The organism is bacterium (assembly GCA_029210965.1).
GTDB lineage: Bacteria > BMS3Abin14 > BMS3Abin14 > BMS3Abin14 > BMS3Abin14 > JALHUC01.
Genome location: JARGFZ010000027.1, coordinates 25,063 through 35,721, shown reverse-complemented (window position 1 = coordinate 35,721; position 10,659 = coordinate 25,063). Strand labels below are relative to the sequence as shown.

Here is a 10,659-nt window from a genome sequence, read left to right as displayed (position 1 = left end):
TGACTTACACCCGCAGTCATTGATTCGGGCGCCCCCCTCGGGGCGCGTTGATGACTTTTTGCGAAGTCATCAACCTTAAACCCCAAACCTCAAACTGATTCTATGTTTCGCCCTGACCCTTGTCAACAAACTCCTCGTAGGCTAACATCCTTTTATTCACCTGAGGGCTCATAAAAGGATGTCTCAAGATAAAGTACGGTAAATACAGTTCGTCAAACATTCAAATCGTGTCTATATTTTTCGACACGATGCCAGGAGATTGAATATGGGTAGGCAGGATATCTTAATACCGTTTCCCTTCGGTTCCATTGAGCTTGAGGAAGTAGCACCTGACCCTGCGCTTTTCGATTCGATCCTGAAAGGGGAGGGGGACCTGGCCGATTTCGAATTCGGTTATTGTGTGACAACAGAAGAGAACATTGAGCAAAGACGCTACCTCCTCATCTTCCAGCGCAAACCCTACGCAGCAGGTACTTTCTCGGGCCCCAAGGATATACAATCAACAACGATCAGGGATTTCTTTGTATACCTTGCTCAGCATCCCAAGGTCCGTCTTTATTTTTTGAAAACGGATCCCATTCTCATCAAGTCCCTCCTGGTTCTGCAGGAATGCCACCCCGAGACGCAGGGATCAGCGGAATTTGTCCGCATCGAAAACCAGGTTGTTGACCTCATGGAGGGCCGTAAAGACGCTCTGGTTGCACTGGTCCAGGATGGAAGGTTCAGCTTTGCTTTCGCCAAGGGGGGAAAGGTGGTGAAAGCGTACTTTTACGACCAGATCGTCGAATCATCGGGGGGACTGGAGTGGCTGGATCTTTTTCAGAAAATTGAGGTCTATCAGATCAGGGGGCAGCAGACACAAATTCGGATCTACGAAGATATGAACACCACTCCCGCTTCCGATTACCTTGAGGGAGATGCCCATTTTCACGGCGGCGTTTACAAATACTTCACAAAGCCCCTCCCGGAACTCATTATTCGCGACAAAGTCCGTACACTGAAGCGGGTCACCGTGGACCACTTCCCCTTCATTCTCGGACGAAGCAGCGAAGCCGACCTTGTACTGGGAGATGCCGGTGCATCCCGCCAGCATGCAGTCATTGAGGAAAAGGAGGGGAGGGTAAGCGTCAGAGACCTTGACAGTCTTAACGGGATTTTTGTCAACGATCACTTCACCAAGGAGTTTGTTCTCCAGGACGGCGACAAAATTACTATTGGAAGCCATATAATCCAGGTAGTGCTCCCGCGGTCCCCGGCGGAAGATGTCCCTCTTGTTTCAACTGACAGCCAGGACCAAACCATGGCCATGGACCGTGAGGCCAGGATCAGGATCACCTGTCCCGGCTGCGATGCCTCCGGGTTTATTGAGGCCAAACGCCTGTACTCGAAAAAGAAGGTCCGCATACGCTGCCCTCAGTGCAAGCAAGTTATCGATCCCACGGCTTGAAGTAAGGCTGTATCCAGGTATCGAGGTGTCGAAGTAAAAACATAGCACTTAGGACCTAGTGCCTTGCAGCTAGGAACCAGAGACCCTGAACTGGTTAAACCAGAATCCAGGCCGGCTTGTCATTGCGAGGCCGTAGATCATGTCGAAGCAATCCCAGTTTGAAGCCATTCTTTACGACAAAAACCCGGATTCCAGTACAAGGTGCAGGCTATGTGCCCATTACTGCACCATAAAGAAGGGGAAAAGGGGAATTTGCCGCGTTCGCGAAAACCGTGACGGCACCCTGTATACACTGGTTTACGGCAAACTGGTGGCCAGGAACGTCGACCCCATAGAAAAAAAACCCCTCTACCACTTTCAGCCCGGAACACTTTCCTATTCTATCGCCACCGCAGGTTGCAACCTGGCCTGCAGACACTGTCAGAATTACCAGATCAGCGTCCTGGCACCCCTGATAGATCCCATACCCGGTGACGATTCAACGCCAGCGGATGTGGTAAACGAGGCGATCAGGGCTGGTTGCTCGTCCATTTCCTATACCTACACCGAACCGACTATCTTCATGGAGTTCGCACGGGACTGTGCAGTCCATGCCGCAAAAGAAGGCCTATCCAACGTTTTTGTCACCAACGGATACATGTCGGACGAATCGGCAGCCCTTGCCGGGGACTTTCTTGATGCGGCCAATGTGGACCTCAAGGGGGCCTCAGAAGAGCATTACCGTAAAGTCTGCGGGGCAGGCCTCCAGCCGGTCCTTGATTCCATCAGAGCCCTCCACAAGGCCGGTGTCTGGATCGAGGTGACAACCCTCATAATTCCCGGATATAACGACGACAGAGCCTCTCTGGAGTTCATGGCGGCCTTCATAGCATCGGTTGATCCTTCGATCCCCTGGCACCTTTCAAAGTTCTTTCCTACCTATAAACTGCAGGATGCGCCCCCAACTCCTGTTAAAACCCTTGAAAAAGCGTGTCAAATAGGGGAGGAGGCCGGCCTGAAATATGTATATCCGGGAAATGTCCCGGGTAGGGGTGATGAAACGAAATGTTTCAGCTGCGGAGAGGTCCTTATTCAGCGATCTGGTTTTAAGGTAAAATCTGTCAACGTGACTGAGAAGGGCAACTGCCCAAGCTGTGGAGAGGCGTTTGAAGGGGTTTTGAAAGTCAGGAGCCAGAATCCAGGAGCCGGGAGCCGGTAGGTTAAAAAATCACAGGACGCGGTGACGCGGAGACACGGGGAAAGTACGGTTCCCACGCTGTCATCGCGCCTGCCCATCATAGCTTTAGCGAAGGTGGGAGCTGATACGCATGCGAAGCGATCTCGGGGTTCAAAAGCCTTAACGCCCTTCAACAGGCTCAGAGCAGGCAGATGGGCCGCAGAAGTAATCACCAGTAACCATCGCAGAGTTACACAGCTTGTCACGGCGTAATTGTTCAAATCTAAAACTTTACATAACGTTACTTATGCGAACAAGTAGATTTAGGCTTTAAATACTATAAAATGTCACACAGGATTGAAACGGCCTTTTATCCTTGATCTAAGCCATTTTACTAATCACGAATCACTAGCCACGGACCTTTACACCCATCCTGCCAAGCGCCCATGCTGCTCTTACACCGTGCCCCCGTGTCTTCGCGTCTTTGTGTCAAAAAATTTTCCCCTCTACAGCAGTCTTTCGATATATAATGTTGATTATTAACCACAATAGCCTAACATGCTGTTTAGCATTGGGTTTTAGCATTTTCGCTCTATGGGAGATGTCCGGAATAAGGTTTATTTTTCTCCTGCGTTCTGCGTTCTGTGTTCTGCGTTCAGGTGTTGACTTATCCCTTCACTTCTATTTCCTCCCTCGTCAGCTCCAACTCATCTGTTCTGGCGGCTTTAAGCAGAGATCTGAGACCGGGGGTGAACAGAAAAACCCCCCACCCGATTAAAACCGCAAACCAGAGGGTCATGACCCGTACGATAATTGTGGAAGCTGCCGCGGTGGATCGTGACATGCCAAAGAAGATTCCCAGACCCACCATGCCGCCCTCGGTAGCGCCCAGGCCACCCAGAAACAGGGTCAGACCGCCTCCAAGAAGGGCCACAGAGTATATGAACACGCCCTCCATGAGAGTGATCGCCGAACCGAGACCCCAGGCCACAATAGCGTAGCCCAGCCCCTCCAGGAACCATGCACCCAGGCTGAGAAGAAGTGAGGGGAGAAAAATTCCCATATCAAGGAGGATCCACCCCTCCTGGTAAAAGGTCTTCAAGGGCTCTGAGAAGCGCTTGAGCAGCCTGAAACGAGCTGTCTGGTCGATGACCCACCCTGCTAGGGAACGGTTTCTCACGAGCATCAGAAAGGCAAAAAAGGCCAGTAAAGCCAAAACGGCTACCCACCAGGCCAGAAAACTCAGGAAAAGGCCAAGGCAGCTCAGAAGGACTAAAGCTGCCACATCGGTGAACCGCTCCATCAGGAGCACCGCTGTGGAGGCGGTGTAGGGAACGTTAAAGCGCTCTTTGACGATATAGGCCTTAATGAACTCCCCTACTTTACCGGGTGTGACGGTGAGGGCAAAACCGCTGAGGAATACCAGCAAGTTTGGGAACCGGTCTATCCTGTGGTCCAGGAGCTTCATATACCAGTGCCACTTTACATACCTGAGAAAGTAATTACCGACAGAAAGAAGACCTACAGGCACAAGGAAGCGCAGGGGAAAACCCGACAAGGCTGTCTTAAGGGTTTCCAGGTCGGAAATGAGGCTGACGAGAATGAAAACAACCACCGCCGAGAGGACGGTCCAGATCGCGATATTCCCGCTCTTCCAGATCCGTTTTGGTCTAACCGTAGGAGTCAAACAGCCTCCCCCACTTACCCTTGTTGAACTGTCTGATCCTTGACCTGCCCACCGTGGGATACCAGAACATGTCGTGATACACGTTGGAGGCAAAGGGGGCCCATACCACCAGAGGGGAATGAAGAAGCAGCTTTTCCATGGGCTGCAGCCAGCCCTTTCGGATCAACTGGTCTCCCCAGATGACGAAACTGCGCTTCACCGTAAATCCGAAGTTAACACCCTCGATATCCTCCCCCTCGACCTCAATTTCATCAGGGCGAGCGACCCCCAGGCCGCGCTCGTGGCACATCCGGAGGTAGGGAATGGTCATGGGGTCGAAACCCATCATGGAAGCGGCTACGGAATCGATGGCAACGCTGTCTGAACTGGCCAGGATGTAGTCTTTTTCCACAGGCAGCATGGTACGCGGACCCGCTCCGTTACCGCAAACGGTGCCGTCCATAACGGCAAAGATCGCAGGATGAAGCTCCTTCTGCATTATCATGAGGTCCACCAGCACTTCATGCATATATTTGTGAGCATAGTGCCGTACAGTCTTCAGGAGTCCTCCGAAAGAGTTTTTAATGGCGCCGGTAGTGGTGCTGTGGCCGTGGGTCTTGACGGTGGGCAGGTGCACCACGTTTTTTCCCATGAACATTTCAGGAACCTCAATACCTTCCGGAAATATCTCACTTAACTTCATGAGAGGCTCCGAAAACTGGTGTTTGATCCATTTGACATCGGGGAGAGGAACAAAATCCAGCCCATACTGATCGAGTACCTTCATCCAGCGGTTGTTGTTAGCCCCCTTGATCGGGTTTGTAACCACAGTTTTGTTCTCAATGGGGATGATCTTGTCTCTCTCGTAACCGTCATCGATCATGGTCTTGACGACACCGTGAACCTGCCAGGGCTGGGATGAGCAGGCTGGGAAGTATTTTGTCCAGGAAAGGTTGAGCTTGATAAGTGTCGGAATTTCAGGTTTCAGAACCTCCCTGTATCCAGCTCTTCTCATAAGTTCACCGTAATCGGCAACCACCGACGCGGGAGATGTTTTCAGCACGACTACTTTGGCTCGTTTCACCTGCGCTCCTCTTCCAGCCAGAGACTAGAGTTTCAATTTCAGGTTTCAAGTTTCAGGTTTCACACTCCGCGTTGGGCATTGGACTTTGGACTTTGGACTGCACTTATAAATAGATAAGGGCCACTGATGTGATCGTCCACAAAGCGATGGACAGCAGGAGGGGTGTGTCTGTGAGCAGGTCCGTCGTCGGGCTACCCCCCTTTTCACAAACGTGAACCATATATAAATATCTGAAGATACCGTAAAGAACAAAGGGAAGGGTCAGGACCATGTATCGTGAACCCAGGCGCTCGGTCACTTCCGGCGTAAGGGTGTAGATGGCGTAACAGACTATGGTAGCGGCGGTAACAATCCCTATCAGCTGATCCAGAAACGGTACGGAATACTCCTTGAGGATCGACCTATGTTCCGGGGCAGCATCCCCCAGGAGGACTATTTCCTGTCGGCGTTTGGCGAACCCCAGGAAAAGGGCGATGAGGAGAGAACAGAGAATGAGCCACGGAGATATAACCACTCCGATAGCAATGCTTCCCGCAACCGCCCTTATAACGAAACCCATGGCAATGGCAAGGATGTCGAGTATTACGATATTCCTGAATGCGACGTTATATCCAAACTGCAGAAGGAGGTAAAAAGAAACCCACAGGAAAAACTCCTTTCCTATGGTGACCGCTCCCAGAAGACTTATCACAAAAAGGCCTGCTCCCACCAAAGCGGCCCTTAAGACACTGATCTTACCCGAAGCAACAGGTCTGTTTCTTTTTTTGGGGTGGTTCCGGTCCTTTTCGCGATCGAAAATATCGTTAAATGCGTATACACAGCTGGATGCAATACAGAAAATGGCAAATGCAGAGATTCCAAGGACCAGTGACGGGACGTGCAGAAGCTTGCCGGCAAAGATGAGAGGTGCCAGAACAAACCCGTTTTTGACCCACTGATGAGGTCTGAGTAGTCTTAAGTAGGGGGAAAGCATCAGTTCAGTAATCGGTGAACATTGAACGGTCCTGCCATTGGCAGGATTCACAATTCATTTTTCACCATTTCTCCATTCTCAAGGCTCATTTCTGAAACATTTCCGGTTTCGCAAAAACTCCAAACCACAAACCTCAAATTTAAATCTTTTGTTTATACCAGATTTCCGTATTTCCTTCATGTATTTGCTTTTCCATCCACCGTGACTTTTTCAAGTAGTCTGTTGAAGAACTTCTGATACAGCTCCACCTTTTCCGCATCGGGACCCTCGAACCGCATGACGAGCACCGGCTGAGTGTTGCTGGCCCTTAGCAGGCCCCAACCATCATCGAACCTGGCTCTGACTCCATCGATATCGATGATCTCGAGAACGGCCGGATCAGCGGCAGATTTCATGTGCTTACCCAGGGCATCGGCGAACCTGTCGGCAAGGAGGAACTTTCCCGCTTCTTCACAGGGAAAGCGGATCTCCGGAGTGGAAACCGTATCGGGGATATCACCGAGAAGCTCCGAGAAATACTCACAGGATCCGGTCCGGAGGGCACCGATGTAGACCTCCAGTATCCTTAAGGCCCCATAGAGAGCATCATCGAACCCGAAATACCGGTCGGCAAAGAAAAGGTGTCCGCTCATCTCCCCTGCGATGGATGCCCCGGTCTCCTTCATCCTGACCTTTATAAGGGAGTGCCCCGTTTTCCACATCTGGACCCTTCCGCCTGCCTGTAAAATACCGTCGTAAAGGATCTGGGAAGCCTTAACCTCCGAGATAACAAGAGGAGAATCGCCCTCCCCTCCCTCTTTGCGCCAGTTTTCAATGATATTTCGGCCAAGGATGAGCAGGAGCATATCTCCCCAGATAACATCACCCTTTTCGTCCAGGACGCCGATCCGGTCGGCATCCCCGTCAAAGGAGATCCCCAGCAGTGAGCCGGTGTGCAATATTTCAGCTTTGAGGCTTTCGAGGGCCTCCGGGAGGGTCGGGTCAGGGTGATGGTTGGGGAAAGTACCGTCCGGTTCGCTATAAAGCTCGTGAACCTTCATACCGAGTTTTTTCAGGATCTCGGGGAAAACGATCCCGGCTGTCCCGTTGCCCGAGTCCACAACAACATTAAACTCCCTTCCCAGCGCTTTTAAAGCTTCCTTCAGACCCGAAAACGCCTCCAGGATAAACTCCTGGTAGATCCCGATGATATCGACCTTGCGGATGGGATCTGGCCTTTCCAGATTAACTGGCTGGTCGTCGGCGCTGGCCATATTTCCCAGAAGCACCATGTTTTCCGAGTGAATCGTTTCCCGTCCTATTCCCAGCTTGAATCCGTTATCGCCTGGAGGGTTGTGGCTCGCTGTTACCATGGCGAAACCGTCAACCTCAAGTTTGAAAGTGCTGAAATAGGTCAGGGGTGTGGGACAAAGTCCAATATCGAGCCAGGTACACCCCGCTCCGGCAAGTCCCGAGGCAAAAGCGTCCCGAAGCTGCGGGGAGTGAACTCTGGCGTCCATTCCAATGGAGATGACCGGAGTGTCCTTCCCGGTCCTTTCCCGACACAGGGCGCCAAAAACCCTTCCTGTTCGGTAGGCAACCTCCTCGGTCAGCTCCAGGCCATAGGCTCCCCGGATGTCGTACTTCCTGTAGATATGATGTGGAAAAAGATCAGGTTTCATATTCCAAAATTCCAAATTTCAGGGTTCGAGTTCATAACATCTCCCCTATGTTTTTTCTAACAGGGATGAAGGGGGGTGAAAGGGATGGGGGCTCGCTTCGCTCAAGTTCCGTGTTCCGAATTCCAGGTTCCAGGTAAAGCATTTATTCTTAATCCGTAATCCTCAATCCGCAATACTGCATATCTTTTGGTCTTGTTTTATCCCCTGTATCCCTTTTATCCCTGTTAAATCAGCCTTTGGGTTTTGCCCTTTCGCCAGCTGTGTTGTGGTTAGTCCGCTTTTGATCCTATTCTGCGTTCTGTGTTCTGTGTTCTACATTCTCCAATTATTTCGCTCTACCATAATCATCATCGAACCTGACGATATCGTCCTCGCCCACATAGTCACCCAACTGGACCTCAACAAGTTCGGCCGTTTCTTCACCTGGATTCTCGATCCGATGCAGCGTTCCTATAGGGATGGTGATGCCCTCGTTGGCCTTCAAGGTTATCTGGTCCTCTCCCAGGGTGACGATGACCTCACCTTTAACAACCACCCAATGTTCCGATCTCCTTTCGTGTTTCTGGAGGCTCATTTTCTGGTGCGGGTCTACCGACAACCTTTTGACCTTGTACAGGTCGCTTTCGGTGAGAACAGTGTAAGATCCCCACGGCCTTCTGACGGTAAGATGTACCAATCTTTCCGATCTGCCCTGTTCCTCAAGGTGAGCAACTATGTGGCGAACATTCTGGGACCTGCCCCTGGGACAGATCAGGGTGGCGTCTTCCGTCTGGACGACTATCGTGTCCTTCATTCCGCTCACCGCGAGAAATTTGCCCTCCCCCAGGATCAGACAATCCTCATTCTCCAGACCGAACACATCACCGCTGACAACGTTGCCGGAGCTTTCTTTTTCCCTCATTTCGTAAAAGGAGTCCCAGCTTCCAAGGTCACTCCACCCCATGGAAACAGGGATCACGGCGGCCCGGTCGGTCTTTTCCATGATGCCGTGGTCGATAGACATCGGTTCCATACCGCTATAGGCCTCATCCAGCCCATCGAGGGTCTCCGGGTCGATATTCTTCAGGGCACTGGTTTGCACGGGGAGATATTTTTCCGCCTCCTCCATAATAGACTTAACAGAAAACAGAAAGATCCCGCTGTTCCAGGTGTAATTTTTATCCTTAAGCAGCTCTTCGGCCCTGACTGCGTCCGGTTTTTCCTCGAACCTCTCTACCCTGTAAACATTCCCTTCCTTCTCACCGGCCTTGATGTAACCGTATCCTGTCTCAGGCCGGGTGGGTGTTATTCCGTAAGTTACGACCATTCCGGACGCGGCTGCGTCCAGGGAATTTTCGATGGCCTGAATAAAGGAAGGTGTGTCCTGGATAATGTGATCCGATGGTGCCACCAGGAGGAGCGCTTTGGGGTCCCTTGCCTGAACGATCCTTGCACCAAGCAGAATAGCGGGAGCAGTATTCCTTCCCAATGGTTCAGCAACGATGATACAGCCATTGGATTTTTCGCCCAGCAATCGACGAAGGTGGTCTCTTATGTCGCCCGCGAGCTCCCGGGAGGTTACGAAGATCATCCTCTCCGGCTCGATCCTTGTCCTGATCCTGCTCACCGTCTCCTGGAAAAGGCTCAACTCCCTTCCCAGGCTTATGAGCTGCTTGGGGGATGCCTGCCGGCTCATAGGCCAAAGGCGTGTCCCGGACCCCCCTGCGAGGATCAGCGCATATAGCTCATTCATAGCGCCCCCTCCCCTTTCTCAATATACCACTGGACCGTTCTGGCTATTCCGTCTTCAAAGGAAACCTCCGCTTTGAAACCGAACTTCCCGGCCCTTTCCGTATCGAGACATCGGCGAGGCTGCCCGTCAGGTCTGGTCGCGTCCCAGAGTATGTTTCCGTCAAACCCGGTTATTCGGGCAATAAGGGTAATTAGATCCCTGATGCTGATCTCCTCGCCGGATCCCAGGTTCACCGGTTCAGGATCGTCGTAGTCCCGGGCAGCCAGAACAATCCCTCTGGCGCAGTCTTCCACATAGAGAAACTCCCGTGTTGGTTCCCCGGTACCCCAGACTGTGATGGTGTCCGAACCGGAATCCACCGCTTCGACGCACTTTCGGATAAGGGCAGGTATTACGTGGGAATCTTCCAGGTGGAAGTTGTCCCCCGGACCGTAAAGGTTTACCGGGAGGAGATAGATGGCGTTTAACCCGTACTGTTGTCTGTAAGCCTGAGCCTGGACGAGGAGTGCTTTTTTGGCGACACCATAGGGAGCGTTTGTCTCTTCAGGGTACCCGTCCCAGAGATTGTCTTCTTTAAACGGTACCGGTGTGAACTTGGGGTAGGCGCAAACCGTTCCTATCTGAATAAACTTTTCAACACCACGCTTGCGGGCCGCCTCCATGAGGTGGGCACCCATGATCATGTTATCGTAGAAAAGGACCCCCGGATTTCGCTGGTTGAACCCGATCCCGCCTACGCTTGCCGCAAGGTGGACCACCAGGTCCATCCCAAGGACTGCTTCCTCGCAGTTTTTCCATACCCTGAGATCGTTATCCAGGTGATTAGGTATGCGGATATCTTCTTCACGCACACCGCTTGCCATAAGTTCCTTCTGGACGAATTTACCCAGGAAACCGCTGCCGCCCGTAAGAAGAATTTTTTTACCTTTTAATTCCAAAA

General features: G+C 51.7%; 8 protein-coding genes. 2 read left to right on the top strand and 6 right to left on the bottom strand.

Going from position 1 to position 10,659, the window contains the following annotated elements:
• The first annotated feature begins 265 nt into the window (after nucleotides 1-265).
• Together P1S59_10390 and amrS are read left to right on the top strand one after the other, a co-directional pair.
• Nucleotides 266-1,447 (top strand): FHA domain-containing protein, encoded by a 1,182-nt coding sequence (locus P1S59_10390; protein MDF1526659.1) that lies wholly within the window; start codon nucleotides 266-268, stop codon nucleotides 1,445-1,447.
• Nucleotides 1,448-1,586: 139 nt separating this feature from the next.
• A complete protein-coding gene (gene amrS / locus P1S59_10385) occupies nucleotides 1,587-2,645 on the top strand; it encodes an AmmeMemoRadiSam system radical SAM enzyme (GenBank protein ID MDF1526658.1) in 1,059 nt (352 codons plus the stop codon).
• 625 nt (nucleotides 2,646-3,270) lie between these two features.
• On the opposite strand, the gene P1S59_10380 is transcribed toward amrS, so the two are convergent.
• The 6 genes from P1S59_10380 to P1S59_10355 form a co-directional block, all read right to left on the bottom strand.
• Nucleotides 3,271-4,290, bottom strand: coding sequence for a lysylphosphatidylglycerol synthase transmembrane domain-containing protein (locus P1S59_10380; GenBank protein ID MDF1526657.1), 1,020 nt, complete (start codon nucleotides 4,288-4,290; stop codon nucleotides 3,271-3,273).
• Nucleotides 4,274-5,353 carry a DUF362 domain-containing protein gene (locus tag P1S59_10375; protein MDF1526656.1) on the bottom strand — a complete coding sequence of 360 codons (1,080 nt, stop codon included), beginning with the start codon at nucleotides 5,351-5,353 and terminating at the stop codon, nucleotides 4,274-4,276. Before P1S59_10375 ends, P1S59_10380 begins: the two co-directional genes overlap by 17 nt.
• Nucleotides 5,354-5,456: 103 nt before the next feature.
• A complete protein-coding gene (locus P1S59_10370; GenBank protein ID MDF1526655.1) occupies nucleotides 5,457-6,377 on the bottom strand; it encodes a decaprenyl-phosphate phosphoribosyltransferase in 921 nt (306 codons plus the stop codon).
• Between the two features lie 125 nt (nucleotides 6,378-6,502).
• Nucleotides 6,503-7,987, bottom strand: a complete 1,485-nt coding sequence (locus P1S59_10365; protein MDF1526654.1) for a phosphomannomutase/phosphoglucomutase — start codon at nucleotides 7,985-7,987, stop codon at nucleotides 6,503-6,505.
• Between the two features lie 325 nt (nucleotides 7,988-8,312).
• A complete protein-coding gene (locus P1S59_10360) occupies nucleotides 8,313-9,719 on the bottom strand; it encodes a mannose-1-phosphate guanylyltransferase/mannose-6-phosphate isomerase (protein ID MDF1526653.1) in 1,407 nt (468 codons plus the stop codon).
• Nucleotides 9,716-10,657, bottom strand: coding sequence for a GDP-L-fucose synthase (locus P1S59_10355; protein ID MDF1526652.1), 942 nt, complete (start codon nucleotides 10,655-10,657; stop codon nucleotides 9,716-9,718). The genes P1S59_10360 and P1S59_10355 overlap by 4 nt, the downstream gene beginning before the upstream one ends.
• Between the last annotated feature and the right edge of the window lie 2 nt (nucleotides 10,658-10,659).